Raw genomic sequence first — 26,910 nt, 5'->3', positions numbered from 1 at the left:
GTCACGCATCCCCGGGACCGTCGAGGAACTCCATCGGATCGAAATCGTCAGGCAGGTCATCCAGCCATTCTTCGGCTGCGGCCAGTTCTTCGGCCTCGTAGGTCTCGGGTTTCCAAATCTGAAAAGTATCACCGGCGGCGATAAAGAATGCCTCGCCTTCCAGTTCGATCTTGTTGCGCAGCTTTGCAGGCAGAACCAGACGACCGGTTTCGTCTACGTTGGTCGGGAATGACTGACCATGGAACATGCGCTGCAGCATCTTACGCTGCATCGAACCGCGGGGCAGTGCATCGATCTTGGCATCGACCTCGTCGATCGCCTCCATCGTATAACATTCAAGATATTTTCGGCGGTGGTCACCGTAGACAATCACGAGCTCTGGATTGTCGCCGGGCTGCCAGTTGGGATCAGATGCCTCAAGCACACGGCGAAACGAGGCCGGGATCGACACCCTGCCCTTTGTATCCACCTTATGCTGGCTTTCGCCTCTGAACCTGCGCGCCAAGACGACTGTCCCTTTCGCTTGCGCCCCACCTAAATTTCACGCCCCCCGAAGTTAAAAACGGCGGGTTGATCTGCTGCCACTGATCAACCCGCCGCATTCGCCCGCTTTGCGGGATGTCCAGCTGCGCGCGCCACCTGGGGGGATGTCTGCTCGCCCGCGCGCCGGATCTCTTGAGTGATGAAAGCGAGATGCCTGTATGAAACCTGTTCTTGTATTTTTGGTTCGGGGTCGTTTGGTGCCCCTTCTGCCTCGTCCTCATCGGATGAATAAGGGATGCCATGGGAATTCATGGAAATCAATATAATTCTTGAGGCTTGCCCTCAATAAAAACGATCACAAGAGATAAATTACTCACCCCAATCTTGTCAATTACACATTATATGCAAAAATTTAGTAGTAGCACTACTATATATAGACAACATTTTAGCAGGACATTTTTTCCCATAATTTCCCAAATATTTCAAAGATTCGGATCACACGCCTTACTTGATCTTGTTTTGTTCTCAAAATCAGACCCGAATCACCCATAAACCCACCTTCGAGCCATGCTCATCTCTGTGCCGCTTCGAGTATCGAGATACTTACCCATGTATTCCCATAGAAGCGTCCCATGATTTCCCAGGCACATTTTTTAGGCAGAGTCTTCGCTAACAGAACGCACAGAATTTCACAGATTCCGTCCAAAATTCCGGCATCTAAAGTGTAGGCAAAAATCATCGGAAAACGGTGCCCTGCGGTAAAGCAACCTCAAACCTGTATTTTTAAGGTGATTTTTGGGGTTCAAGCAAAAACACCATCCAATCTATGCACTTGCCGCATAGCAGCATTGACGTCGCACCCTATTGTGCAATCGCAGCATTCACCTATTTTCATCCTCAAGCAAACGCCGGAACACACCGGCAGCAACAATAGTAAATCGGGTTACGAAAATGGCTGTAGCAACCAATCACACAGCGCTGAAAAGCGCACCGACATTTGGATTTGCTTCACTGGTTGAGGCGGTAAAGGTCCGTTACGCCCGGCACCGCATGTACCGCCAGACCGTGAACGAACTGTCTTCGTTGTCGAACCGCGAGCTGGCCGATCTGGGCCTGCACCGTTCGATGATCCGCCGCATTGCGATGCAAGCGGCAGAAGAGCAATCCGCGCGCTAAGCGCAACAGAAACAACGAGATCAGACCCATTCTTCCTCCCTTAGGGTCTGTATTTCAGCGGCGGCATCTCTCCTCCTCCCTGATGCTGCCGCACTTTATACCGGCCTCAAATGCCGGAAGCCGATACATCAGGGCTCTCCTCCTCCCTGCCTTGATGTTGAAAGCGCGCGGCGACGCCTCCTCCTCCCTGACGTCGCCGCGTCTTCTCCATACCGGGATCAAACCCGGGTTCGAATACATCGGGGCTCTCCTCCTCCCTGTCCTGATGTAGAAAAGAACGGCGGTTCCCCTCCTCCTCCCTGGGAACCGCCGTTTTTCTTTTCCCTGAACAAAACAATGGCGCCACGGTCAGAACCGGGCGCCATAAACAAGGATTGAGCATTTGCCGTCAGGCAAATTCCGCTGGATCAGAACGGGATATCATCCTTGGCAGACAGAAATCTGGCCACAACCTTTTTGGTCCCGGCCTTATCGAATTCAACTTCGACCTTGTCACCTTCGATTCCGATGACCCCGCCATAACCGAACTTCTGGTGGAACACCCGCTCACCCAGCGTGAAACTGGCGACCGCAGTTGCGTCGATCACCGTATTCTTGCTCTCTTTCGGTTGCGACATGCCATATTGGCCCTGCCGCGCCTGCATTCGTTTCCAACCAGGCGAGTTGTAGACGTTGGCCTCAGCCGCGCGCGTTTCAATCCCGGCTGTGGGCTGACCACCACCATAGAGTCCCGGAGGGGTCAGAACCTCTACGTGATCCTCGGGCAATTCATCTATGAAACGCGATGGCATCGAGTTCTGCCATTGCCCAAACACGCGCCGGTTGGCGGCGAATGATATAGTGCAGACCTCCTCGGCGCGCGTAATGCCGACATAGGCCAGTCGCCGTTCTTCCTCGAGGCCCTTTAGTCCCGATTCGTCCATAGAACGCTGAGAGGGGAACAAACCATCCTCCCACCCCGGCAGGAAAACAGCCGGGAATTCCAGCCCTTTGGCCGCGTGCAGGGTCATGATCGAGACCTTGGCCCCGTCGCTGTCCTGTTCGTTGTCCATCACCAGACTGACATGTTCCAGAAACCCTTGCAGATTCTCGAAATTGTCCAGCTGGTTGACCAGTTCCTTGAGGTTTTCCAACCGCCCGGGTGCTTCGGGTGTCTTGTCGTTCTGCCAATGCGCAGTATAGCCGGACTCATCCAGTACGATCTGCGCCAACTCGATGTGACTATGTTCCGGCTCCCCGTAGCGGATCGGAGCAGTACCATCATCGATCACCGAATCGTCGTCGAATTCGATCCTTGGGCCTCGCGTCATGGCATTCCAGCGCGCAAGACCATCGACCAGCTCGCGAAGCGCCTTGGCGCCCTTGCCTTTTATCAATCCGTTATCAACGGCTATCCGCGCCCCATCGACCAGAGACACGCCGTTTTCCCGTGCGGTCATCTGGATGGTCTGCTGCGCCTTGTCGCCCAGTCCGCGCTTTGGCGTGTTTACGATCCGCTCGAATGCCAGATCGTCTTCGGGGCTAACCACCAGCCGGAAATAGGCCATGGCATCGCGAATCTCCATTCGCTCATAGAATCGCGGACCACCGATAACCTTGTACGGCAGACCGATAGTCAAGAAGCGGTCTTCGAAAGCGCGCATCTGGTGCGAAGCACGAACAAGAATGGCAATTTCATCGAGTTTCATGGGGCGCACACCGCGTGTGCCACCCTGCATCGCGTCGATCTCTTCCCCGATCCAGCGCGCCTCTTCCTCGCCATCCCAATGGCCAATCAGACGAACCTGTTCGCCATCTTCACGGTCAGTCCAAAGCTCTTTGCCCAATCGGCTTTCGTTACCGCGAATGACGTTGGAAGCCGCTGCCAGAATATGCGGGGTCGAGCGGTAGTTCTGCTCTAACCGCACAACGAATGCGCCGGGGAAATCTTTCTCAAACCGCAGGATGTTGCCGACTTCGGCCCCACGCCAGCCATAGATCGACTGATCATCATCACCGACACAACAGATGTTTTTGTGCCCTCCGGCCAACAGGCGCAGCCAGAGATACTGAGCGACGTTGGTATCCTGATACTCGTCCACAAGGATGTAGCGGAACCAGCGCTGATACTGCTCGAGCACATCCTGATGGGTCTGGAAGATCGTGACCATGTGCAGCAGCAAATCCCCGAAATCCACCGCATTCAGTTCGCGCAGGCGGGTCTGATACTGGGCGTAAAGCTCGATGCCTTTGTTGTTATAGGCTCCAGCGTCTGCAGTAGGGACTTTGTCCGGTGTCAGTGCACGGTTTTTCCAGTCATCAATGATCCCGGCCAGCATCCGTGCGGGCCAGCGTTTATCATCGATGTTGGCGGCCTGTACCAGTTGCTTGAGCAACCGCAATTGATCGTCGCTGTCCAGAATGGTGAAGTTCGATTTCAGATCGACCAGTTCAGCATGGCGTCGCAGCAGTTTGACGCAGATCGAGTGGAATGTGCCCAGCCAAGGCATGCCCTCGGCAGGCTGCCCCAACAAGCGGCCGACACGTTCCTTCATTTCACGCGCGGCCTTGTTGGTGAAAGTCACCGAAAGGATCTCATTTGGGCGAGCTCGGCCCGTATTCAGGAGATGCGCAATACGGGTGGTCAACGCCTTGGTCTTACCGGTGCCAGCACCCGCCAGCATCAGGACCGGTCCATCCAGCCGCTCAACCGCGTCGCGCTGCGCCGGATTGAGGTCATCCAGATATGGCATCGGTCGAGCGGCCATCGCCCGCGTCGACAGGGATGCGCCTTCGAAGGCGTCCATTTCATCAAAACTGCTCATTCACCCAAACTACGCCGGATAGGCGTCTAGGGAAAGGGTTTGTTCACGGCTTGTTCACACAGATTTTCAAATTTCTTTCCAACGAATTCTAAACAACTCCACTGATCACCGCACGCCGGCGTTAACCATCTGTCAAAACTTGACCCTGATGCTTGGCCCATTGTTGTGGGAGCGCGAGATCATGAAAAATCCGGATCGGGGGACCGTCAATCACCGGCTGAAATGGACCGGTATCACCTTATTGCTGGTCGCTCTGACCATTGCCGCCGGGTGGGGCATTTACAAACTCCCGGCACCGCTGGTCGACCGGATGCTGCAGACGGACATCCTCAAACAGGCCGAGCTATGGAAACGCAGAGTGGTCCTGCATCTTGACGATCCCGAAATGGCACTGCGCACTGGTAACATTGATGATCATGACCTTGAGTTTCTGTCATCCATGCCCGAGGCCTCGGATGTCTACCGATTCAAACTGCTCGATACGGCGGGGCGAGTGGTCTGGTCTACCCGCGCAAATGAGATCGGCAGCATGGAAGAGCGCGCATTTTTTCGCAGCGACGTTGCCCGGGGAATGATCCACTATATTCAACAAGTCGTTCCGCTATCCGAGATCGACGGGCTGGACCTGCACACCGACAATATCCAGAACGCGACGCAGCACCACGTCGCCGAAGTGTTTATGCCGGTAACCAAGAACGGGCGATTTATCGGCGCCATTGAGTTTTTCACCGATTTTTCCGATCTGCGCACGACCTTCATTTCGCGCCTCAGAATCTCGCTGGCAATATTAAGCGGGATTGCCCTGTTTGCCCTTGGTGCAGTTTCTCTGGCGACCTACCGGACTAACCGGTTTCAGGTCCTGGCCTTGCAGAAACAGTCGGCAAAAGAAAGGGATCTGATGGACGAACAGCTGCGCCTGGCACGCGAAGTGCGTCTGCTGGGGGAGTTGAATGAATGGCTGCAATCCAGCAGATCACTGGACGAGCTGTTCGATATGGTCACCCGGTTCATGACCCATATCCTGCCCGAGGCCGAGGGCAGTGTTTATGTCTATTCTAACTCTCGCGATGTTCTGGATGGCTGTGCTAGCTGGAATGGTGGATCACATAAGGCGCACATCCATCCCGAAGGATGCTGGGGCCTGCGCCGGGGACGGACATATGAATTCGGCGCGTCCGAGATCGACTTTGTCTGTGAACATGCCGAACCGCATGATGGCCGGCCCTATTTCTGCTTTCCTATTCTGGCGCACGGGGAAACGGTTGGTTTGTTACATCTGCGCGCGCATGAGGGCAGCGGCGAAGAGTTTCACAGCAGCAAGAAACTGGCGCAGCTTTGTGCGGAACAGATCAGCATGGCGATCGCCAATGTCCGCATGCGCGATCAGTTGCATGACCAGTCCGTGCGGGATCCGCTGACGGGATTGTTCAATCGCCGCCACATGACGGAAACCCTGCGCAAAGGCATCAGCCGCAGTCAGCAGACAGGTGCCCCGCTCAGCCTGATTGCCGTGGACGTGGACCATTTCAAGAAATTCAACGACACGCACGGGCACGACGCCGGTGACATGGTTCTGCGCGCCGTTGGTTCAGCGTTGGAACAAGGCTGCGACCGGGACGAAGTTGCATGCCGCATCGGGGGAGAGGAATTCATGTTGATCCTGCCGGACAACACGCCCGAAGACGCAATGACCCGGGCCGAGAAATTGCGGCAAGCGGTCGAGGCGGTCTCGGTCAGGTATGGCGAGAAATCCCTGCCGCGCATCACCATTTCGGTGGGCGTGGCCCACTATCCGGCACACGGGACGATGCCACAGGACTTGATGCGTGCAGCCGATGATGCGCTGTATGTGGCCAAGGACAAGGGACGCAATCAGGTGCAGGTTGCACGCGCAGCGCATATCATTAATGCCTCCACTGATAAGGGGCCAACCGGGCCGGGCACAACACAGCCTTCGTCGTCAGCTGCTTGAATACCTTGCCGAATCGCGTTGCAGGTCCGATCAATCCTCATGGACCTGCACAGCACTTATCCGGGTATCGAAGATCTGAAGCGGCGCGCCCGGCGTCGACTGCCTCACTTTGTCTGGGAATATCTGGACAGCGGCACGGGGACAGAAGTGGCCCGTCGGCGCAATCGCGCAGCGTTGGATCGGATCGGCTTTATGCCATCGATCCTTCACGGGCCGCTGGATTTCGATCTGAGCACTCGTTTTCTGGGACAGGACTATCCCCTGCCCTTTGGCATAGCTCCAATCGGAATGTCCGGGCTGGTCTGGCCTGACGCAGAAGGCATTCTTGCGCGCACCGCTGCTGAGGCGGGAATTCCCTACACGCTTTCGACGGTCGCGAGCCAAAATCCCGAAGACATGGCACCACACATTGGATCCGATGCATGGTTCCAGCTTTACCCGCCGAAAGATCCGAAGATTAGGACGGATATCCTGAACCGTGTGAAGGATGCAGGTTTTTCAACATTGGTCCTGACCGTTGATGTCCCTGTTGCATCACGCCGGGAACGGCAAACGAGATCTGGCCTGACGCATCCGCCCAAACTGACGCCGCGCCTGCTGACGCAGATCGCCCAACGACCCGCCTGGGCGCTGGGGATGGCGCGAAATGGCGTTCCCCGAATGCGGACGCTCGACAAATATATCGACAACAATCTGCAACTACCGCCGACCGCACACATTGGTTACTTGCTCAGAACATCTCCGGGGATGGATTATGTTGAATGGCTGCGCGACCATTGGGATGGACCTTTCATCATCAAAGGGGTCATGCGCCCAGAAGATGCCGAAAGGTTGGAACGTGTGGGAATCGATGCGCTGTGGGTCTCGAATCACGGCGGGCGGCAGTTTGACGGTGCACCGGCCAGCATAGACGCCCTGCCCGCCATGCGAGCCGCGACTGATCTGCCTCTGATCTTTGACAGCGGTGTTGAAGGAGGGCTGGATGTCCTCCGCGCTTTGTCCCGAGGAGCAGATTTCGTGATGCTGGGACGAGGATTTCTCTATGGTCTCGGGGCTTTGGGAATCGGTGGCCCTGCACATGTGATCGACATTCTGAGGCAGGATCTGCAGGCGAATATGGGGCAAATCGGGGCGGCAAACCTTGGTCATCTGCCCCATTCGATCGATACATTTGATGCTGCAGCGCAGCGTGTGTATTAAGAATGCGCTAATAAGCGGCGTTTGCGAGCGATAACATGCCGGTTCTACCCAGAACTACAGATATCACTGCGCGTAATCTCCGCCTATTCATACGGCCACACCAATAAGACCGGGACCTGCCATGACCGACTTCAAGAAAATCCTGATCGCCAATCGCGGCGAAATTGCCATTCGCGTAATGCGCGCCGCGAACGAGATGGGGAAACGCACCGTTGCTGTCTTCGCCGAAGAAGACAAACTGGGGCTTCACCGTTTCAAGGCTGATGAGGCATATCGGATCGGCGAAGGTCTGGGACCAGTTGCCGCCTATCTGTCGATTGACGAAATCATCCGCGTCGCCAAGGAAAGCGGTGCGGATGCGATCCACCCCGGCTACGGCCTTCTCTCGGAGAATCCGGACTTTGTGGATGCCTGTGTTCAGAACGGCATTACATTTATCGGCCCCAAAGCCGAGACCATGCGCGCGCTGGGTGACAAGGCGAGCGCCCGCAAGGTCGCCATTGCGGCAGATGTACCCGTCATCCCCGCGACCGAAGTACTAGGCGATGATATGGATGCGATCCGCAAGGAAGCAGCTGAAATCGGTTATCCACTGATGCTCAAGGCGTCTTGGGGCGGCGGCGGCCGCGGGATGCGCCCGATTCTGTCCGAGGACGAACTGGAAGAGAAAGTGCTGGAGGGGCGCCGCGAGGCCGAAGCCGCCTTTGGCAACGGTGAGGGCTATCTGGAAAAGATGATCACTCGCGCGCGCCACGTTGAGGTTCAGATCCTCGGCGACAAGCACGGAGAGATCTACCATCTTTATGAGCGCGACTGCTCGGTTCAGCGTCGGAACCAAAAGGTTGTTGAACGCGCCCCTGCCCCGTATCTGAGTGAAGAGCAGCGCGCAGAGATTTGCGAGCTGGGCCGGCGGATCTGCGCCCATGTGAACTACGAATGCGCGGGCACAGTCGAATTCCTGATGGATATGAACACCGGCAAATTCTACTTCATCGAAGTGAATCCGCGCGTTCAGGTGGAACACACCGTCACTGAAGAAGTCACCGGCATCGATATTGTGCAGGCTCAGATCCTGATTGCCGAGGGCAAGACGCTGGCCGAGGCCACCGGCAAGTCCAACCAGGATGAGATTCGCCTGAACGGACATGCACTGCAAACGCGGGTCACGACCGAAGATCCGTTGAACAATTTCATCCCCGACTATGGCCGCATCACCGCCTATCGATCGGCCACTGGTATGGGCATTCGTCTGGATGGCGGTACTGCCTATGCGGGTGGTGTGATTACCCGGTACTATGACTCGCTTCTGACCAAGGTGACCGCTTGGGCGCCGACCCCGGAAAAAGCCATCGCCCGGATGGACCGCGCCCTGCGTGAATTCCGTGTGCGTGGTGTGTCGACCAACATCGCCTTTGTCGAGAACCTGCTGAAGCACCCGATCTTCCTGTCGAACGAATACACCACCAAATTCATCGATGAGACGCCGGACCTGTTCCACTTCAAAAAGCGTCGTGACCGCGGCACCAAGGTTCTGAACTACATTGCTGACATCACGGTCAACGGGCACCCCGAGACCAAAGACCGTCCGATGCCCCGCGAAGATCTGAAAGAGGCCAAGGCCCCTGCGCCGAAGGCTGAACCTCAGATGGGGACCCGCAACCTGCTGGAGCAAAAAGGTCCGCAGGCCGTGGCCGACTGGATGAAGGCCCAGCGTCAGCTGCTGATCACCGACACCACTATGCGTGATGGCCACCAGTCTCTGCTGGCCACCCGGATGCGTTCGATCGATATGATCAAGGTAGCACCAAGCTATGCCGCCAACCTGCCGCAATTGTTCTCGGTTGAATGCTGGGGCGGTGCGACCTTCGACGTGGCCTATCGCTTCCTGCAGGAATGCCCATGGCAACGTCTGCGCGATCTGCGCGAGGCGATGCCGAACCTGATGACCCAGATGCTGCTGCGTGGGGCGAACGGGGTTGGCTATACCAACTATCCGGACAACGTGGTTCAGGAGTTCGTGCGTCAGGCCTCGAAGAATATTGATGTATTCCGCGTATTCGATTCGTTGAACTGGGTCGAAAACATGCGTGTCGCCATGGATGCGGTCATCGAGAACAACAAGATCTGCGAAGGCACAGTTTGCTACACCGGCGATATTCTGGATCCGGATCGCGCCAAGTATGACCTGAAGTACTATGTCGGAATGGCGAAAGAGCTGCGCGACGCCGGTGCACATGTGCTGGGCCTGAAGGACATGGCAGGCCTTCTGAAACCTGCTTCGGCCCGTATCCTGATCCGTGCTTTGAAGGAAGAGGTCGGCCTGCCCATCCACTTCCACACACACGACACCGCAGGTATCGCCAGCGCCACTATCCTTGCCGCCTCTGAAGCGGGTGTGGACGCGGTCGATTGTGCGATGGACAGCTTCTCGGGCAACACGTCGCAGGCAACCCTTGGTACCGTGGTCGAGGCGCTGCGCCATACGGATCGTGACACTGGTCTGGACATCAAGGCCGTACGCGAAATCAGCGACTATTTCGAAGCTGTGCGCGGTCAGTATGCAGCCTTTGAAACCGGGCTTCAGGCGCCTGCTTCCGAGGTATATCTGCACGAAATGCCCGGCGGTCAGTTCACCAACCTTAAGGCGCAAGCGCGTTCATTGGGTCTGGAGGAGCGCTGGCACGAAGTGGCGCAGATGTATGCGGATGTGAACCAGATGTTTGGTGATATTGTGAAGGTGACACCATCGTCCAAAGTGGTTGGGGACATGGCCCTGATGATGGTCAGCCAGAACCTGACACGTTCAGACGTCGAGGATCCGTCGACTGATGTGGCCTTCCCAGACTCGGTCATCGACATGATGCGCGGCAACCTTGGCCAGCCTCCGGGTGGTTTCCCGAACACTATCATCAGCAAGGTGCTGAAAGGTGAGACGCCGAATACCGAGCGCCCCGGTAAAGGCGTCGATCCGGTCGATCTGGATGTCACGCGTGCCGATCTGTCCAAGCAGTTGGAAGGCATGGAAATCGATGACGAGGATCTGAACGGATACCTGATGTATCCCAAGGTCTTCCTAGATTACATGGGCCGCCACCGGACCTATGGACCAGTGCGTACCCTGCCGACGCGCACCTTCTTCTACGGGATGGAGCCGGGCGAAGAAATCACCGCTGAGATCGATCCGGGCAAGACGCTGGAAATCCGCTGTCAGGCCATTGGTGAGACCGATGAAAACGGCGAGGTCAAAGTGTTCTTTGAACTCAACGGTCAACCGCGTGTGATCCGTGTACCGAACCGTCTGGTCAAATCCGCCACAGCCTCGCGCCCCAAAGCCGAAGCAGGCAATTCCAACCATGTCGGTGCGCCCATGCCCGGCGTTGTGGCCATGGTTGCCGTAACTGCCGGTCAGGAGGTCAAGGAAGGCGACATGCTGTTGACCATCGAAGCGATGAAGATGGAAACCGGCATCCACGCCGAGCGTGACGCGACAATCAAAGCTGTCCATGTCCAACCCGGTGGCCAGATTGACGCAAAGGACCTTCTGGTAGAACTGGAATAACCAAAAAAACAGCGTAAGCTCATTCGGGCCGCGTGGGAAACTGCGCGGCCTTTTCTATGACCTCTCGGAGACCTTTACATGCTTGCCATCACACCGATCTACGCCGCCCTGATTGCCATTCTCTATGTCGCACTCAGCGCCAATGTCATCTTGCATCGTCGCAGTGGTAAAATCTCGGTCGGGGATGGTGGTGACAAGGCCATGATTAAGGCCATGCGCACGCATGCCAACTGTGCCGAATACGCACCATTTGCGTTGCTGCTGATCGCGATGGCCGAACTACAGGGCGCGGGCTGGCTGATTCTGAACCTGTTGGGGTTGATGCTGCTGGCTGGGCGCTTGCTGCATGCCTATGGCTTTGGCCGTTCCGCTCAGATCGTGATTCTGCGCCAGGTCGGCATGCTTCTGACATTCGCAGCCATTCTGATCGCAGCGTTGGCCAACCTGTTTCTGGCGCTCTGAGCCAAATCCGGCAGGTGCTTATCAGGTTAAAACCTGAACTTCGATTTCAGCGGCAGGCATCAGGATCGGCTCGACCTGACCCAGCCTGTCGCTGTCTGCCCGGGAAATTGCCGTTGCCAGCAAAATCATCGCGGCCAGTGCTGCCATCTTAACGTTTTCAACCCTCGCCATTTTTTCACCTCCACCATTATCTTTTCGTAATGCGCTGGTTCTTTAACGGGCGAGCGCAGCGCTTCCGTCGAAAAAAGATTTTTTCAGAATTCTGCGTTTTTCCGCTTGCAGCCCTGCGTGGGAATTTATACATCCCTCCTCACTCAACGGCGCGGGCGTAGCTCAGGGGTAGAGCATAACCTTGCCAAGGTTAGGGTCGGGCGTTCGAATCGCCTCGCCCGCTCCATTGAGAGGTCTTAGGACCAAAGCATATGTATCTGATGCGGGCGTAGCTCAGGGGTAGAGCATAACCTTGCCAAGGTTAGGGTCGGGCGTTCGAATCGCCTCGCCCGCTCCAGATACTAACCTTTCTCAACACGCTGGTTCTTTCGCTCCTGTTGCGGCATCCTCTGATTGTAACCAATCACGACGGAGACCCGGCCATGCCAGAATACGTAATTCGCGCTTTGACAGCGGATGAGGTCCAGACAGCCGTCGACTGGGCCGGACGGGAAGGCTGGAATCCCGGACTGCACGATGCCGTGTGTTTCCGCAGCTCTGACCCCGAGGGGTTCAAGGGCGGGTTTCTGGATGGCCAGATGATCGCGTCGGCATCAGCCGTGAATTACGACGATGCCTATTCCTTCCTGGGCTTTTATATCGTGCACCCTGACTATCGCGGATCGGGATACGGGCTTCAGGTGGCTGAAGCGGTCAAGGCGCATTGCGAGCATCGGAACATGGGCATGGACGGCGTTGTTGAGCAGCAAGACAACTACCGCAAGTTCGGCTTTGATCTGGCCTATGACAACTACCGCTTCTCGGGCTCAGCCGGCAGCATACTGGATCAGCTGGGCCGATCAGAGCATGATCGTATCGCTGCGCTGGATAGCCTGACGGACGAGCTGAGGTCCTATGACAGAGGCCTCTTTCCCGCATCGCGAGATACATTCCTTCACGCCTGGCTGGATGCGCCCAATCATGCCTCTCGGGTGTTTGAGGAAGACGGTCAAATCAAGGGCTACGCGACGCTGCGGCGATGCCTGAGCGGGTACAAGGTCGGCCCGTTATTTGCGGACAGCTCCGAGATCGCCGAGGCCCTTCTGGTATCGCTTCTTATGACTCTTCCCGCTGACCAGTCGGATGCCGAGATATTCATCGACATGCCCAACCCCAACGCACAAGCCATGGCGATGGCGCAACAGTTGGGAATGACCAAAGTGTTTGAAACCGGCCGCATGTATTCCAGCCATGCGCCGGACATTGATCTGGATCGGATTTATGGAATCACGACGTTTGAGCTGGGGTGATATTCCACCCCGATACTCCAAGATAATGATCGATTGAGAGGGTTCGAAACCATGCCGGGAAACAACCAAAAGCGACTGCTGCTTGAGATGTTTGAGAACCTGCCGGGCGTGAGTTTCATGGTTCTGTTTCGCACAACAGGTGACCTGCAACTGGCCGGATGGGTTGGGACGGTTCTGGCAGCAGCGGTCTGCGTTACATATGCCCGAAATGTCATGCGGCCTCAGCCAATCCTGCTTGGGATCAATATTTTCATGATCACAATCACGCCGTTGATCGAAGGCCTGGTTCTTGCGGGATATCGAGATGCCGCGACGCTTTTGATCGGGAATATCGCAACGCTGGTTCTGATGAGCGTTTTTGTGACCGGTCTGATTTTGACCGCCTTCGCCCCAAATGGGTTTTTAAGCTATCAGCCCAGCAGCACCAATCAAAAGCGCACTCATTCCGTCTTGCTGCTGATTGTTTGCGCATTCGGGGTCGTGTGGTCTCAGTTGGCGGGAGACAACTACCTTGTCTCACTTGCTGTCCCGTTGATGGTGCTGTTCGGCGTTCATCAGTTGCTCCGGGCAGGAACAACTGATCAGCAATCACGCAACGGCGCGGTTCTGGCATGCGCGCCGCAGCAAGGTTCGATGTCTGAGGCCTCGATCTAGTCAGAACGCCTTGAAGGTCATGGTGGTCAGCGAACGCTCGATATTCGGGATCACCAGCAGGTTTTCGTTGATGAAATGGCCCACATCATCGGTTTCCGGGATGTAGAGCTTGAGCAACAGATCGTATTCACCGCTGGTCGAATAGAGCTCGGAGTGAATTTCCCGCAAGGCGATATCCTCGGCGACCTTATAGGTGGTGCCAGGCTTGCAACGGATCTGAATGAATACGCAGGTGGACATGATATTGGCCCTGTTTGTTTTGTTGGCGGCAGGCTGACATGGTGGCACTGCGGGCGCAATCCCCTGATTGCGCCGCAACAGTTTGCCGCGAATGGTACGGGCGGTCTGGAAACCTCTGCCCTACCCCGTCTATAAGCGCGCCTGTAGCAAAAGGAATTCGCCCATGCGCAGCGCAAAGATCAGCCGTCAGACCGCCGAGACCGAGATCACGGTCGAGGTCAATCTTGACGGCACCGGTACCTATGACAACCAGACCGGCGTTGGATTCTTCGATCACATGCTGGATCAGCTTACGCGTCATTCGCTGATCGACATGACGATCCGTGCCAAGGGCGATTACCACATCGACGACCACCATACGGTCGAGGATACCGGTATCGCGCTGGGTCAGGCGCTGACGCAGGCCCTGGGCGACAAGAAAGGTATCCGCCGCTATGGCGAGTGCCACCTGCCCATGGATGATGCACAGGTCCGCTGTGCGTTGGACCTGTCGGGCCGTCCTTTCCTGATCTGGAACGTGGATCTGCCTACGCCCAAGATCGGCAACTTCGATACCGAACTGGTGCGTGAATTCTTTCAGGCGCTTAGCACACATGCCGGTATCACGTTGCACATCGATCAGTTGCACGGGTTCAACAGCCACCACATCGCCGAAGCCGCGTTTAAGGCGGTCGCCCGTGCATTGCGTCTGGCGGTTGAGACCGATCCGCGTAAGGCCGATGCGATCCCGTCGACCAAGGGCGCGCTGTAAATGCTGACTGCCATTATCGATTACGAAAGCGGCAACTTGCACTCCGCCGAAAAGGCGTTTCAGCGCATGGCGCGTGAGATGGATGCGGGCGAAGTTGTTGTGACTTCGGATGCCGATGTGGTCGCAAGAGCTGATCGGCTGGTCCTGCCCGGCGATGGAGCTTTTCCGGCCTGCGCTGCCGAGCTGCGCGGGCACAAGGGCATCTACGACGCTATGGTCGAGGCCGTCGAACAGAAAGGCCGTCCGTTTCTGGGTATCTGCGTGGGCATGCAGCTCATGGCCTCGAAAGGTCACGAATATTCCGAGACCGATGGACTGGACTGGGTCGCAGGCGATGTTGTGCGGATTGAGCCGTCAGACAGCGCACTGAAGGTGCCGCATATGGGCTGGAATGATCTGGTTCTGGAAAATGCCCACCCTGTATTTGACGGCGTCAAATCCGGGGATCACGTCTATTTCGTCCACTCCTATCACTTCCGGGTCAATAACCCGGCGGAACGTCTGGCTTATGTGGAGTATGGGCAGGAGGTCACGGCCGTGATCGGCCGTGACACGATGGTTGGGATGCAGTTCCACCCTGAGAAAAGTCAGGATGTGGGGCTGCGTATGATCGGGAACTTTCTGACCTGGACCCCGTGACGGGTTATTGAACCCGCGTCCAGGTCTGACCGCGGCAGACCAGGCCACCAGCCACACAGCCTTTGACGGTCAGCTTGTTCTGACCGTCCAGCGACATTTTCGAGCTGTAGGTCTTGTTTCGGTCCGGCGCCCAGATCTTACCGTCGTCATAGCTGCCGTTACCTTCAGGGACCATGTCCCAGATGATCTGCTTGCCGAGGTTTTCGTAGTTCAGTTGCTCATTGCCATCGGCGTCAAAGGCAGTATCGATTGTGCCGCAGATGGCGCTGCCACAAGGCGCAATCGAAACGTGCAGATAGCCGCCGGTGTCACCTGGCTGGGTTTTCCACAACCCGTCAACCGGATCTGCAAAAGCGCCTGTTGCCATAGCAGCAAATGCAGCTGCGAGTGTAAGCTTCTTCATGATCTTCTCCCTGTTTTGACTTCAGTCTGACCCGCTGAATGCCTTCGGGCAAGATTGACTTAGCGTCGCGTTGCATCCCCTGCCCCGCTTGTGCGATATCCCGCGCGAACAACTGTCATATAGGGCCGCGTCACATGATCCTCTACCCCGCCATCGACCTCAAAGACGGCCAGGCCGTTCGCCTGCTGCGCGGCGAAATGGACAAAGCCACCGTATTCAACGACGACCCGGCAGCACAGGCACGCGCCTTTGTCGAGGCGGGATGCGAATGGCTGCACCTTGTCGATCTGAACGGAGCTTTTGCGGGTGAGCCTGTGAATGCTGCCCCGGTTGAAGCGATTTTGAAGGAATGCAAAGTCCCTGCACAGCTGGGCGGCGGCATCCGGGACATGGCGACAATCGAGACATGGCTGGACAAAGGCCTGGCACGCGTGATTCTGGGAACCGTTGCCGTCGAAAACCCTGATCTGGTGCGTGAAGCAGCCAAAGCTTTTCCCGGCAAGGTCGCCGTGGGCATCGATGCCCGCAACGGCATGGTCGCAACCAAAGGCTGGGCCGAAGAAACAGACGTACAGGTCACGGATCTGGCCCGCAGCTTTGAAGACGCAGGCGTTGCAGCCATCATCTACACCGATATTAACCGTGACGGCGCGATGCAGGGCCCGAATATCGAGGCGACTGCCGATCTGGCCCGCGCTGTATCGATCCCGGTCATCGCATCGGGTGGCGTTTCCTCAATTGCTGACCTCATCACCCTGCGCGATTGTGGCGCAGGTCTGAACGGTGCCATCTCTGGCCGTGCGCTGTATGATGGCGCCATTGACCTGAAGGAGGCTCTGGCAACGCTCAGAGCGTAGCCGAATGTTCAAATCACTGGTAAGTCGATCAGCACTACCGACATCAAGCCTGCTGCATAACCGCCTGAAGTCGGGCGATTTCCTGGATTGCTTTAGCGTCCCATCTGACCTGCCACCGCGTCAGGCGGCAGAGATCATCACGGCGTTTCCATCCTGGGCTATCGCGCTGGTTCGATTGAGGGGTCTGTTGGTTGCACCATTCGGGCTCAGCAACACGGGACCGGATGCGGCGGACAAGGTTGGTATCTTCCCGGTGGAACATGAAGATGAAACCGAGGTGATTGCTGGTTTCAACGACCGGCATCTCGATTTCCGAGTTTCAGTGCACTCCGAGGGTGGTCGGATTTCGCTTGCCACATGGGTCCACCGACACAATCTGGGTGGTCGGCTTTATCTGGCAGCCATTCTGCCCTTTCACATCCTGATCGCCCGAAACGCGCTTGCACGCGTGAGCCGGGCGACCAGATGGCCTGAGCCTGCGTAGATCAGCCAGCGGCAGCAGCCGTAAGCTTGGCAAGCGCGCCGCGCATCTTTTCAATGACCGGGGACTTCTCGACTTCATCGAGCTCGTCCATCGTCTCTTTGGGATCCTCATAGGCCAACCAGACCAGACCGTCGGCGTCCTGATATGCCTGCACCTTGAGCGGCAGGAACAGCCCCGCGCGGGGGTCGATTTGCATGGCAGGCGTACCCAGCGCGGGGTTGCCAAAGATCAGAACCTGATTGGCCGGAATGGCCAGCCCAACCTTTTCGGCACCGGCCGCATGATCCACGCGCGCAAAGACGGTTGCACCCGCATTGCCAACCGCCGCCTCAAGCGCATCCATGACCTCCTGCACTGATTTGTCGGTGTTTACCTTGATAATATCGTCTGCCATTGCTGCGACAGTTCCCCCAAGAATGAATGTGGTCGCGAGAAAGAGTTTACGCATCTCATTGATCTCCTGATGAATTTAGGGACAGTTTTCACAGCTTTGAGGGATGTGACAATCACAAGTCTGGCATCGGCGGGGCTTTGCCGGTAGAGGTGCGCCAACAAAGGATGTCTTATGCTGAAAACCCGCATCATTCCCTGCCTCGATGTCGCCGATGGCCGCGTGGTCAAAGGTGTCAACTTTGTCGGCCTGCGCGACGCAGGTGATCCCGTGGAATCGGCCAAAGCCTATGATGAGGCCGGCGCTGACGAGATCTGTTTTCTGGACATCCACGCCACGCATGAGAACCGGGGTACCATGTTTGATGTGGTGCAACGCACGGCCGAGCAGTGCTTTGTGCCGTTAACCGTGGGCGGTGGTGTGCGCACCAAAGACGATGTGCGTGCCCTTTTGCTGGCCGGAGCGGACAAAGTCAGCTTCAACTCGGCCGCCGTGGCCAACCCGGATGTCATCGCCGAAGCCGCCGACCAGTTTGGAAGCCAGTGCATTGTCTGTGCGATCGATGCAAAAACCGTCAGCCCCGGGAAGTGGGAGATTTTTACCCATGGCGGGCGCAAGCCAACTGGCATTGACGCCGTTGAGTTCGCCAAAACCGTAGTCGCCAAAGGCGCAGGTGAAATTCTGCTGACCTCGATGGACCGCGACGGCACCAAGGCGGGCTTTAACCTGCCCCTGACACGCGCCATTTCCGATGCCGTGGACGTTCCCGTGATCGCATCAGGTGGCGTAGGCAATCTGGACCACCTGGTTGAGGGCGTTACCGAAGGCGGTGCTAGCGCCGTGCTCGCTGCCTCGATCTTTCATTTCGGCGAATACACAATCCGCGAAGCCAAGGAACATATGGCTGCCGCAGGCATTCCGATGAGGCTGACATGAATATCCTGCAAGAACTGGCTGACACCATTGCGGCCCGCAAGGATGCCGACCCCGAATCCAGCTGGACTGCCAAATTGCTGGCCAAGGGCCCTGAAAAATGCGCCGAGAAGTTCGGGGAGGAGGCCATTGAGGCCGTTATCGAAGCCGTCAAAGGTGATCAGGGCAAACTGACCTCAGAGGCCGCGGATGTGCTGTATCACCTTCTGGTTATGCTGGCCGCGCGGGATGTACCTCTGGATGATGTGCTGACTGAACTGGCAAAGCGTCAGGGCATCAGCGGTATTGCTGAAAAGGCTGCGCGGCCTGACAGCTGATTGGACGGGTTCCGTCACGACATTCCACGCCTTATAGTCACAGATCGAGGCGCTCCGGCGCAGGACCGATCAGAGGACGCGTGAATGATCAGACCCTTTGCCTGTGTGCTGGCTGTGCTTGCGATGGTGACGCTTGGTGCGTGTTCGGCCCCGCCACCCGCAACCGGAGACGAAGTCCAACGCCTCGCTGCAGAAATACAGAGCCTCGGACCTGATATCGACCCCGAAGAAGCCAACCGGGCGGCAAGCATTACGTATGCCTATACTGCCCAACTGGTACAGGAGTACGAGATCACCGATCCGCCCCTGATCCACAATGCCAAGGTCAACAAGGGGCTGCGCCCGCGCGGGCTGTGCTGGCACTGGGCTGAAGATATCGAGCGGCGTCTCAGGCAGGAGAATTTTCAGACCCTCACGCTGCATCGCGCGATCGCAAACGCCGACAATCCGTTCCGAATCGATCACAGCACGGCGATAATCAGCCGAAAGGGTGAATCGATGTATGACGGGATTGTTCTGGATCCCTGGCGCTATGGCGGCGTTTTGTTCTGGTCACCGCTCGTTGAAGATACCCGGTACGAATGGGTCCCGCGTGAAGTTGTTCTGGAAAAGCGACGTCAGGAGCAGTTGGCCGAACTTACACCGGCTTTCAACGAGTAAAGGTCAGAGTTTCGACGAAATAATACCGGTCGCAAAACCGCCCATACGAAGCTCACCAAAAAGTCTCTGATACTCGATCTTAGGGCAGCGGTTCATCACCACCTCGATACCACGCGCCTGTGCTGCTTCGGCGGCTTCCGGGTTTTGGACACCGATCTGCATCCAGATGGTTTTCAGTTCCGGAAAGGCTTGCAGAGCTTCCTCCACAATCGGCGGGACAGCTTCAGATCTCCGGAATATATCCACAATATCAACTGGTTCCGAAATTTCGCTAAGCGTAGCGCGAACCGTTTGACCAAACAGCTCCTTTCCCGCGTGGCCCGGGTTGACCGGAATGACCGTATATCCCTTGAGCGATAGATATCGCGCCACATAGTAGCTCGGCCGCACCGGATTCATGGAGACGCCAACAACGGCGATCACCTTCGTACGCCGCAGGATCGTTTTGAGGAAATCATCTGAATAATCCGGCATAGCCGCACCCTATCCGGTGTCCCCAAAAGAAAAAAGCGCCCAAGAATTTCTTGGGCGCAAGTTTTGGAACGAGGGACAGTGAAATGACCCGCGGCAGTTCCATTCCGCGGTCACTGTGACATTTAAGCATGAGTTTCTTAAAAAAAAGAGGGCGCGCGCATTTTTGTGATGACAGACCACAAAAAGCAGAAATCCGCCTAGTTCTTATATAGAACTGCCGGCCAGTATTCTTCGGCCATGCGAATATTTTGTGTCAGGTTCCTGTCCCACATTCGTTCGATTGCAGGAGAGTGGGTCAGATATAGTCTGCCTTCCACGATCTTCCAGGCATTCGGATCAGTGCTGCTGAGCGAACCATACGTCATGGCATAAGCGCAGTACCCCCCGAATTGAGGCGCAAACGCGCGTGGGTTACTTTCGAACCGCTCGCGATTTTCTTGTGAAGCGAAATGCCACTCGGCCCCTTTCCACATCACTGCGATTTCGGGTTGGCCACGCGTGGGTACACCTTCGTCAAAGTAGGACACGGCATCATAGCCTGCCATTGCAAGACCATCATCTGCGTAGAACACAGGCCTATCCTGCGCATGCAGCGCAGAAGCAAACAAGGCGGCAGCAAAACTGGCAATCAGGGAACGACGGGATAGCATTGAAACTTTGGATTCCGGATTCTTAGGGTCTCAAAATGCAATTTTTTAGCGCTGGCGGAACCCCCGATGACAAGCTTGTGAACACCCGTGTCGCTGCTACCGCATCAGTCGAATATATCTTCGATCACGTCCCATGCTTCATCAAGCGCGCGCGAGAACAACCCCTTCTTCTTTTTCTTCTTCTTTTTCTTTTCGAACTGCGCCTTGCCCGCGCCGCTGCGCGCAGAGGAACTGTCTGAGACCTTGCTCTTGGGAATCATCTTCATATCGTGCAGCGGGGCGCCGCAGCTTGAACAGCTCAGTTCATGCCGCTGATTCCCTTTCAGGACCAGCGCGGCGCGCGTTCCGCAATAGCAGCAGGTGGCGATTTTGGACGGGCTGGAAATGGCGCTCTCCTGTCAATGGTGTCTGGAAGCATATAAGGCGATTGCAGCCGCATTTGAAACGTTCAACGAACCGAATCCGCCCGATGCGTCGATTTTAACCAATTGATCTACGGTCTCTTTGGTCTTTTGACGCAAACCCGGCCCCTCGGCACCTAGGACCAGCGCGACAGGAAGGTCGCGTTTGCCATCCAATGCAGTTTCGATGGTCTCGTGTGCTTCGCCGTCCAGACCCAGGACAAGAAATCCCATCCCCTGCAGTTCCACTATTGCATCTGCCAGATTGCGAACCCGCAAATAAGGCTGACGCTCCAAAGCACCGCTCGCCGTTTTTGCCAAAGCCCCGGTTTCGGGCGCTGAATGATGACGGGTGCCGATCACAGCAGAGGCACCCAACACTTCGGCTGAACGCAGAATCGCACCAACGTTATGCGGATCAGTAACCCGGTCGAGCAGCAGCACCCTTGGATTTTCCTGACCAATGCAGTTTTCAGCCAGACCACCCCACTCCAGCGGCTTAACTTCAAGCACGGCGCCCTGATGGACAGAGCCCGGATCTATCGGAGCACTGAATTTGCGTGGATCTACCATCTCTGGCTCGATACCTGCAAAATCAATGGCTTCGGCCAGTTTATCTTTGGCATTTCGGGTTACAATCAGGCGTAGTTTCTGCCGGTTCGGGTTCATCAACGCATCGCGAACCGCGTGCAAACCAAACAACCAGACGGTTTCGGATCCAGCCGCTTTTCGCGCCTGTTCCTTTTCAATCACCCACTTGGGTTTCTTCATTTTGCTGGCCTCCGGGCCGTGGAACATGTTTCCTGCGCCAAAGCGGAATTTTCCTGTTGACGCTCCTTTGGCGCGCTAGTAATCACGCCTCCACGTCAGGTGCAACGCCTGACAGTGGGCGACAGGCCGCAAGGTGTGGCAGGGGACTGTAACTCCCTCGCGGAGACGCACGCCTGGTTCGATTCCAGGGTCGCCCACCATTTTCTTCAGCATCAGATAGTTACTGCACGCTAAACGAAAGTGGTAGGCCATACGCCTTGCTGCATATTCTCGAATCCTACCTGCTTATGCGTCGCCAATGCGCGACATATTCCAAATCAATGTCGCTATTGGCAAAAATGTTTGAGGATTCATCCTAGAATACGCTTATTGCCGGTCGTTAGGCTTCGGATTAACCGAAGAGATTCTGGCGCGGCTTTTCACACAGCGAATCCGTGCACAGAGAACTAACCATCTGGGCCGACTAACAGACGCCCCAATTCGCGAGGTCTGCTGGTGAGCCTGTTTGTGATCTGCATCATCTTGTCGGCAGCACTTTTGCATGCGGTTTGGAATGCGATTGTAAAAACAGCCGCCGACCGCACAACCACGTTGGGTTTGGTGGCTTTTGGCCATGTAATTCCGGCAAGTATCATGATTGCCGTGCTGCCTCTGCCAAGTATGGAGAGCTTTCCCTACATCCTGATCTCGACCGTTGTGCACTTTGGCTACTACTTCATGCTGGGCAAAGCCTATCAGCATGGCGATCTAAGCGTCGTCTATCCGATCGCCCGGGGAATTGTTCCGGCACTGGTTGCCCTCTGGGCGTTTTTGCTGGTTGGTGAAAGCCTGCCTTTGCAAGCCTGGATGGGAATTATGCTGATTGCATTCGGCATTCAGCTAAGCAGTTGGAAAGCCTTGCGTTCCGGCGTTGATAGAGCTGCATTGTTCTTTGCCTTGTGCACCGGATTTTGTATCTCGATGTATTCGGTGGTGGATGGCATCGGGGTGCGCCTTTCCAACAATACACTCAGCTACTGGGCCTGGGGTGCATTCCTGCATCTGTTCATTGCCGGTTTTGTCGCTGTTCGGAAACGGGCCGTCTTGCGCGAGCTGCCGCTAAAGGTCTGGGGTATAGGTATCCTCGGAGGGCTCGTGTCGATGATTGCATACGGATTGGTTCTGTATGCCAAGAACTTTGCCCCGTTGGGTGCCGTATCTGCCCTGCGCGAGACCTCAGTCATATTTGCTGCACTGATCGGCTTCATCTTCCTGCGCGAGGGTAACTGGATTCGCCGCCTTGGCGCGGCTGTCCTTATGGCTGCTGGCGTGGCGCTGGTCGGGCTATCAGTCTAAACGGCACGCTCTTTTCGCTCGACCCCACCTCAGTTTGGCAAACATCCCCATTCATGGACGACCTCATTGCCGTGAATGCCAAGTAGCAGGCCGAACTGATTAAGAACCGCTTCGCTCTGGCTTGGGCGCAGCAGTGCAATGTCACCCGGTTGCGCCTGCGTTGCTTTTGGTCCGGTCCAGACCTCCTGATTGCTCGATCGGCCAAAGATGCCAGAATACTTGAACTTTTCGGGATAGGCGGGTTCGGCCAAATAGTGCCCGCCGAACACCGCAATATCGGTGCGCCGACGAGGGCCAAGAAAATCCAATCCGGGCAACCGGTTGCCCGGCATTACTTTCAGAATTGGCGTCGCCAGCAACAGCGCCGGGGAAAACGCTTGAGTTGTGGCATGATCGAAGTCTGATGGCTTGACCAGCACAGAGCCAAAAGCGACCTCGGTCGCTGATCCACTGGCCATATAACTCTGAAACGTCAGGCTGCCGCCCGTGTTCAGGCAAAGATCGCCCCTGCCCGCCCCCAAGGCCTCAACCGAACGACGGTACGCTTCCGTACAAGACCGGGCGGCCGCCCCGCGCAACATCGAAGGAAGCTTTGCCAGATGCGCCTCATATCCCATCACGCCGGACAGAACCACGTGTGGGTGCGTGTCGATCATCTTACCAGCCTGCGCGACCTGATCGGGCGTCATCCCCCCCCGATGCAGGCCAATGTCCAGCTCGAGCGACAGACGAAGCGTGCTTTCGATCCTCTCGGCCAAATCCAGATACTCTGCCAGGCGCACGGGCGTATCAATAAGCCACTGCACACGACGGGCGGCATCTGGTTGCACCTGCAGAACGCGCGCTGCCGAAGTTACAGGCAACGGCTTTCCCAACAGATGGTCGATCTCAGGCTCAGCCGCGAGTAGCGCCAGCAGCATCGGCTCCGAGAACGTCATGAGGCCCGATGTGGGTATCTTTGACCGGATGTGATCCAACAGGGGCAGGCAGGGCAGAGACTTCGCCACCAAGCGATAATCGAGCCCCTGATCGGCCCCCTTTGTAGCTGCCGCACAATTCGCATCAAGCCGGTCCAGATCCACCACCGCGACCGGCTTGTCCACACCATGGCGTTTCAGCGTGTCCGAGAGCTGCCGAAGGTAATTGTCGCTCATGGCCGGAACAGCCGTGCCATCGCAGGCGAAAGGAATTTCCCGGTCGGGTCCAGTTCCTCTTGCAAGGCGCAGAACCGATCGAAATCGGGATAAAGCCCCGAAAGCTCCTTATAGGCCAGGCCGTGCATCTTACCCCAGTGCGGACGGCCACCCGCTTCGACGAACAGGGGTTCGATGGCATTGAAATAACGCTCATGATCCTCATCCGCATCGCTGTGAATTGCGATCGAAATACGAGGGCCGCCCTGAAATGGTGAAAGCGCCGCGTTGTCACCCGCTGTCTGCCGAACCTCAATCGGGAAATAGATATCCCTGTGGTCACGCTCGAGGCGCAGGATGATCTCTTTCAGGACGTCTCCTGCCGTTTCAGGTGGCAGATGGTACTCCATTTCCTTGAAACGGATACGCCGGTCACTGCAAAGCACCTGCCAGCTTTCGCCTACATAATTCTCATCCGACTGCGCCAGTGTCAGCAGGTGCAACAGCCCCCTCCGCAACCCGGCACTGAGATGACCCGCATTACGTGCCAGTTTCAGAACCTTGACGGCAATCATGTCGAGATCACGCGGGGCCTTGGTTTCGGGCGCGTCAGTCAATTCGTGGCGAATTTCAACGGCCTTGCCTGTGAAGGGAATGTAGAAGAACTCGAAATTCCGGTTCCCGACCCAATTGTCGTGCATGGTATCCAGGCTGTCCTGTAAGGCAGACAGGCGTACCCGGCGATGGAGATTGTATTTCGGCACGACGTTGATTTGCGCCTCGGTCAGCACACCAAGCAGGCCAAGCGTGACCTGTGCCATTTCCAGTGGAATATCATCTGTGGACAGCATGTCGCCATTGGCTGCAACAAAGCGCGCGGCAGTGATTTCCGCCGCCAGGCACGGCAACTCACGTCCCGTTCCATGAGTTGCGGTTGAAACCGCACCCGCAAGCGATTGCGTGTTGATATCGCCAAGATTGCGAAAGGCGACCCCATGATTGGACAGAGCCGGTGAAAGATCACGCAGACGCGCATTGGCGTTGACCCATGCCTTGTCGCCATCGACCTGCAAAACAGTCGGGACATCAAGATCCGAAAGATCAATGATCCGGTCAGCGCCGGATACGACCGGGGTAAAGGAATGCCCTGCCCCCACCGCGCGCATGGATTGAGGAGCAGCAACCGCCTGCTGCAATGCCGCGACCGATACCGGCCTTGCCGGCGTTATCTGTGCGGTTTCGTTTCCGGCCCAATTGCTCCACATGCTCGTTCTCCTCCCCAATTCCAAGGAGGATTGCAGCGGCGAGACCACGAAACAAGTCTGGTTTTCAGCGCATTACGCAGCGTGACTTGGGTTATTCAGCAGCCGGGCGCAGACCGGTGACACGGTCGAACCATGCCTCGATGCTGTCCAGGTCTGGATCCAAAGCCTGAGCCGCGTCATCGGTAAACAGCTGGAACTTGTCATGGTTCAGCCCGTTCACGCCAACCAGTACAGGAATATCCAGCGCCAGCGCTTCGCCGATCACAGGACGGAAACCGCGCCCGTCAGCTTCGTGCTTGCCGAATTTGTTGATGATCAGCAGTTGGGGCGCTTCAGCCAGTGACGCGGTGACATAGCCTACCGCTTGCTCAAGTGCTGCAGGGTCCAGTCTGCAACCACGCGACATCGTACCCAGCGACTGGGAAATACGAATGGTCTCTCCATCCGGCAGAACCCGAAGATCCATGTCGCACTTGCTGTTGTCGGCGCATTCCGTATTCGTTTGCACCACACCGGATAGCTTCGCCCCACGGGCCAACAGGCGCTCGGCCACCGCACTCAGCAGGCGGTCGGTTGCACCCCGATCGGTGGTTGTGACATAGGCCAGATTCATTGAGAGACCCTCATAGTACCAGATGTGACGTTTCAGATAGCACGCATGACCGCTTGCGACCACTCCCCCGCATCACGGCAACGGAGAGAGGCCGATCACAGGTGCGTGCAGGTGGAGAAGGACCGCATAGGCCACAATTGCCGTCAGCCAGACCAATGCGCGCGGCAAGGGCTTTGGTATACGGAGCGACAGACGTGCGGTGTTACGCGACAGGCGTTCCCAGTCTTGCCCCAACTGACGCTGTTTCCGTCGATCAATCAGGGCCATACCCATCCATGCAAATCCGGCAAATAGCCCGAACAGGATGACGTGGGACAGGCTGCCATTAGCCAGCATATGCGCGAACGCCCAAAGCATGAGCGCGACAAGGATCGGGTGGCGCGTCGTGCGCAGAATACCGGGGTTGTCCGGATCAAACGGCATGCGCCCAAGCCCACCGAACGAAAACAGGTTCTGGATTGCCAGACCCGCAACAGCCAACCAGCACACAATAGGCATAACCAGCAAAGGAACCCAGCGAAAGACCGCAAGTGGCGGGATGACCTCGACATAAGGCGCCTGCGCCGCGGCTATGATCAACCATGCCAGCACGGCCAGAGAGAACGTGGAATAGGCCGCAAAATACCCGGTTCTGCCCAGCGTATCTATCAGCCGCTCACGCACAGCAGGACGCGTAGGGATAACGTGGCTGAGCAGAAATACAAGAAGTGCTGCAAGGAATGAGCCCCAACCGGCCATAGTGATCTCCGAACTCTTTTCGCCCGAATTACAGCCTGCTGAACACGTCGTCTTTGTCCAAAGTCAAACTCGGGCAAAAGGGGCG

At 56.6% G+C, this 26,910-nt stretch carries 29 protein-coding genes and 3 tRNA genes; 18 read left to right on the top strand and 14 right to left on the bottom strand.

Annotation, left to right across the window (positions count from 1 at the left end):
* Window position 1: 1 nt before the first annotated feature.
* Window positions 2-469 carry a division/cell wall cluster transcriptional repressor MraZ gene (mraZ, locus tag GOX61_RS04955; protein WP_367646937.1) on the bottom strand — a complete coding sequence of 156 codons (468 nt, stop codon included), beginning with the start codon at window positions 467-469 and terminating at the stop codon, window positions 2-4.
* Window positions 470-1,434: 965 nt separating this feature from the next.
* Here mraZ and GOX61_RS04950 point away from each other — a divergent pair.
* The gene (locus tag GOX61_RS04950; protein WP_155147336.1) at window positions 1,435-1,659 is read left to right on the top strand and encodes a DUF1127 domain-containing protein; all 225 of its coding nucleotides are present in this window, start codon (window positions 1,435-1,437) and stop codon (window positions 1,657-1,659) included.
* Between the two features lie 407 nt (window positions 1,660-2,066).
* On the opposite strand, the gene GOX61_RS04945 is transcribed toward GOX61_RS04950, so the two are convergent.
* Window positions 2,067-4,463 carry an ATP-dependent helicase gene (locus GOX61_RS04945; protein ID WP_170331725.1) on the bottom strand — a complete coding sequence of 799 codons (2,397 nt, stop codon included), beginning with the start codon at window positions 4,461-4,463 and terminating at the stop codon, window positions 2,067-2,069.
* A gap of 181 nt (window positions 4,464-4,644) precedes the next feature.
* Between GOX61_RS04945 and GOX61_RS04940 the strand changes: the two genes are divergently transcribed.
* The 4 genes from GOX61_RS04940 (at window position 4,645) to GOX61_RS04925 (ending at window position 11,656) form a co-directional block, all read left to right on the top strand.
* Complete coding sequence (locus GOX61_RS04940; protein WP_170331837.1) at window positions 4,645-6,435, top strand: sensor domain-containing diguanylate cyclase; 1,791 nt, start codon at window positions 4,645-4,647, stop codon at window positions 6,433-6,435.
* A 39-nt stretch (window positions 6,436-6,474) separates the two neighbouring features.
* Window positions 6,475-7,635, top strand: coding sequence for an alpha-hydroxy acid oxidase (locus GOX61_RS04935; RefSeq protein ID WP_170331723.1), 1,161 nt, complete (start codon window positions 6,475-6,477; stop codon window positions 7,633-7,635).
* Window positions 7,636-7,756: 121 nt separating this feature from the next.
* Window positions 7,757-11,194 (top strand): pyruvate carboxylase, encoded by a 3,438-nt coding sequence (locus tag GOX61_RS04930; RefSeq protein WP_170331721.1) that lies wholly within the window; start codon window positions 7,757-7,759, stop codon window positions 11,192-11,194.
* A gap of 78 nt (window positions 11,195-11,272) precedes the next feature.
* The gene (locus GOX61_RS04925) at window positions 11,273-11,656 is read left to right on the top strand and encodes an MAPEG family protein (RefSeq protein ID WP_170331719.1); all 384 of its coding nucleotides are present in this window, start codon (window positions 11,273-11,275) and stop codon (window positions 11,654-11,656) included.
* A 21-nt stretch (window positions 11,657-11,677) separates the two neighbouring features.
* Here GOX61_RS04925 and GOX61_RS04920 read toward each other — a convergent pair whose 3' ends face one another.
* A complete protein-coding gene (locus GOX61_RS04920) occupies window positions 11,678-11,827 on the bottom strand; it encodes a hypothetical protein (RefSeq protein WP_155147324.1) in 150 nt (49 codons plus the stop codon).
* 151 nt (window positions 11,828-11,978) lie between these two features.
* Between GOX61_RS04920 and GOX61_RS04915 the strand changes: the two genes are divergently transcribed.
* The 4 genes from GOX61_RS04915 to GOX61_RS04900 all read left to right on the top strand — a co-directional run bounded on the left by GOX61_RS04915 (window position 11,979) and on the right by GOX61_RS04900 (window position 13,770).
* Window positions 11,979-12,053: transfer RNA gene (locus tag GOX61_RS04915), tRNA-Gly, on the top strand.
* A gap of 36 nt (window positions 12,054-12,089) precedes the next feature.
* Window positions 12,090-12,164 (top strand) — tRNA-Gly (locus GOX61_RS04910).
* 85 nt (window positions 12,165-12,249) lie between these two features.
* Window positions 12,250-13,116 (top strand): GNAT family N-acetyltransferase, encoded by an 867-nt coding sequence (locus tag GOX61_RS04905; RefSeq protein ID WP_170331717.1) that lies wholly within the window; start codon window positions 12,250-12,252, stop codon window positions 13,114-13,116.
* Window positions 13,117-13,167: 51 nt separating this feature from the next.
* Window positions 13,168-13,770 carry a hypothetical protein gene (locus GOX61_RS04900; protein ID WP_170331715.1) on the top strand — a complete coding sequence of 201 codons (603 nt, stop codon included), beginning with the start codon at window positions 13,168-13,170 and terminating at the stop codon, window positions 13,768-13,770.
* Here GOX61_RS04900 and GOX61_RS04895 read toward each other — a convergent pair whose 3' ends face one another.
* Window positions 13,771-14,010, bottom strand: a complete 240-nt coding sequence (locus GOX61_RS04895) for an Lrp/AsnC family transcriptional regulator (RefSeq protein WP_155147317.1) — start codon at window positions 14,008-14,010, stop codon at window positions 13,771-13,773. It lies immediately after the preceding gene.
* A gap of 163 nt (window positions 14,011-14,173) precedes the next feature.
* Between GOX61_RS04895 and hisB the strand changes: the two genes are divergently transcribed.
* Entirely contained in the window at window positions 14,174-14,761 is a 588-nt protein-coding gene (gene hisB, locus GOX61_RS04890; RefSeq protein ID WP_170331713.1) for an imidazoleglycerol-phosphate dehydratase HisB, read from the top strand.
* Window positions 14,762-15,400 (top strand): imidazole glycerol phosphate synthase subunit HisH, encoded by a 639-nt coding sequence (hisH, locus tag GOX61_RS04885; RefSeq protein ID WP_170331711.1) that lies wholly within the window; start codon window positions 14,762-14,764, stop codon window positions 15,398-15,400.
* 4 nt (window positions 15,401-15,404) lie between these two features.
* Here the strand turns inward: hisH and GOX61_RS04880 are convergent, their stop codons facing one another.
* Entirely contained in the window at window positions 15,405-15,803 is a 399-nt protein-coding gene (locus tag GOX61_RS04880; protein WP_170331709.1) for a DUF2147 domain-containing protein, read from the bottom strand.
* Window positions 15,804-15,937: 134 nt separating this feature from the next.
* Here GOX61_RS04880 and hisA point away from each other — a divergent pair, with 134 nt between their 5' ends.
* Together hisA and GOX61_RS04870 are read left to right on the top strand one after the other, a co-directional pair.
* Window positions 15,938-16,660, top strand: coding sequence for a 1-(5-phosphoribosyl)-5-[(5-phosphoribosylamino)methylideneamino]imidazole-4-carboxamide isomerase (gene hisA / locus GOX61_RS04875; RefSeq protein WP_170331707.1), 723 nt, complete (start codon window positions 15,938-15,940; stop codon window positions 16,658-16,660).
* A 4-nt stretch (window positions 16,661-16,664) separates the two neighbouring features.
* A complete protein-coding gene (locus GOX61_RS04870; RefSeq protein WP_170331705.1) occupies window positions 16,665-17,144 on the top strand; it encodes a DUF2867 domain-containing protein in 480 nt (159 codons plus the stop codon).
* Between the two features lies 1 nt (window position 17,145).
* Here the strand turns inward: GOX61_RS04870 and GOX61_RS04865 are convergent, their stop codons facing one another.
* Window positions 17,146-17,592 carry a DUF302 domain-containing protein gene (locus tag GOX61_RS04865; protein ID WP_254436745.1) on the bottom strand — a complete coding sequence of 149 codons (447 nt, stop codon included), beginning with the start codon at window positions 17,590-17,592 and terminating at the stop codon, window positions 17,146-17,148.
* 117 nt (window positions 17,593-17,709) lie between these two features.
* On the opposite strand from GOX61_RS04865, the gene hisF reads away from it, so the two are divergent.
* The 3 genes from hisF (at window position 17,710) to GOX61_RS04850 (ending at window position 19,445) form a co-directional block, all read left to right on the top strand.
* A complete protein-coding gene (gene hisF / locus GOX61_RS04860; protein WP_170331703.1) occupies window positions 17,710-18,471 on the top strand; it encodes an imidazole glycerol phosphate synthase subunit HisF in 762 nt (253 codons plus the stop codon).
* Window positions 18,468-18,785 (top strand): phosphoribosyl-ATP diphosphatase, encoded by a 318-nt coding sequence (locus tag GOX61_RS04855; protein ID WP_155147304.1) that lies wholly within the window; start codon window positions 18,468-18,470, stop codon window positions 18,783-18,785. Before hisF ends, GOX61_RS04855 begins: the two co-directional genes overlap by 4 nt.
* Window positions 18,786-18,869: 84 nt before the next feature.
* Window positions 18,870-19,445: a hypothetical protein gene (locus GOX61_RS04850; RefSeq protein WP_170331701.1), complete on the top strand. Its 576-nt coding sequence runs from the start codon at window positions 18,870-18,872 to the stop codon at window positions 19,443-19,445.
* 3 nt (window positions 19,446-19,448) lie between these two features.
* On the opposite strand, the gene GOX61_RS04845 is transcribed toward GOX61_RS04850, so the two are convergent.
* From GOX61_RS04845 to rlmB, 4 genes are all read right to left on the bottom strand, one after another.
* Window positions 19,449-19,919 (bottom strand): CoA-binding protein, encoded by a 471-nt coding sequence (locus GOX61_RS04845; protein WP_170331699.1) that lies wholly within the window; start codon window positions 19,917-19,919, stop codon window positions 19,449-19,451.
* Between the two features lie 197 nt (window positions 19,920-20,116).
* Window positions 20,117-20,569: a YHS domain-containing (seleno)protein gene (locus GOX61_RS04840; RefSeq protein WP_155147298.1), complete on the bottom strand. Its 453-nt coding sequence runs from the start codon at window positions 20,567-20,569 to the stop codon at window positions 20,117-20,119.
* Between the two features lie 104 nt (window positions 20,570-20,673).
* Window positions 20,674-20,955 carry a hypothetical protein gene (locus GOX61_RS22655; protein ID WP_170331834.1) on the bottom strand — a complete coding sequence of 94 codons (282 nt, stop codon included), beginning with the start codon at window positions 20,953-20,955 and terminating at the stop codon, window positions 20,674-20,676.
* A 12-nt stretch (window positions 20,956-20,967) separates the two neighbouring features.
* The gene (rlmB, locus tag GOX61_RS04830; protein WP_170331697.1) at window positions 20,968-21,741 is read right to left on the bottom strand and encodes a 23S rRNA (guanosine(2251)-2'-O)-methyltransferase RlmB; all 774 of its coding nucleotides are present in this window, start codon (window positions 21,739-21,741) and stop codon (window positions 20,968-20,970) included.
* A 116-nt stretch (window positions 21,742-21,857) separates the two neighbouring features.
* Here rlmB and GOX61_RS04825 point away from each other — a divergent pair.
* Together GOX61_RS04825 and GOX61_RS04820 are read left to right on the top strand one after the other, a co-directional pair.
* A tRNA-Tyr gene (locus GOX61_RS04825) sits at window positions 21,858-21,941 on the top strand.
* 295 nt (window positions 21,942-22,236) lie between these two features.
* Window positions 22,237-23,076, top strand: coding sequence for an EamA family transporter (locus GOX61_RS04820; RefSeq protein ID WP_170331695.1), 840 nt, complete (start codon window positions 22,237-22,239; stop codon window positions 23,074-23,076).
* A gap of 29 nt (window positions 23,077-23,105) precedes the next feature.
* Here the strand turns inward: GOX61_RS04820 and GOX61_RS04815 are convergent, their stop codons facing one another.
* The 4 genes from GOX61_RS04815 to GOX61_RS04800 all read right to left on the bottom strand — a co-directional run bounded on the left by GOX61_RS04815 (window position 23,106) and on the right by GOX61_RS04800 (window position 26,825).
* Window positions 23,106-24,230: an alanine racemase gene (locus GOX61_RS04815; RefSeq protein WP_170331693.1), complete on the bottom strand. Its 1,125-nt coding sequence runs from the start codon at window positions 24,228-24,230 to the stop codon at window positions 23,106-23,108.
* Window positions 24,227-25,474: a D-arabinono-1,4-lactone oxidase gene (locus tag GOX61_RS04810; RefSeq protein WP_170331691.1), complete on the bottom strand. Its 1,248-nt coding sequence runs from the start codon at window positions 25,472-25,474 to the stop codon at window positions 24,227-24,229. Before GOX61_RS04810 ends, GOX61_RS04815 begins: the two co-directional genes overlap by 4 nt.
* Window positions 25,475-25,565: 91 nt before the next feature.
* Window positions 25,566-26,087, bottom strand: a complete 522-nt coding sequence (locus GOX61_RS04805) for a DUF2478 domain-containing protein (protein ID WP_155147289.1) — start codon at window positions 26,085-26,087, stop codon at window positions 25,566-25,568.
* A gap of 72 nt (window positions 26,088-26,159) precedes the next feature.
* Window positions 26,160-26,825, bottom strand: coding sequence for an NnrU family protein (locus GOX61_RS04800; RefSeq protein WP_170331689.1), 666 nt, complete (start codon window positions 26,823-26,825; stop codon window positions 26,160-26,162).
* Window positions 26,826-26,910 lie beyond the last annotated feature (85 nt).

The organism is Ruegeria arenilitoris (assembly GCF_013030265.1).
GTDB lineage: Bacteria > Pseudomonadota > Alphaproteobacteria > Rhodobacterales > Rhodobacteraceae > Ruegeria > Ruegeria arenilitoris_E.
Note: the sequence above shows the minus strand (reverse complement) of the source record. Positions and strands in the feature narration are given on the sequence as shown.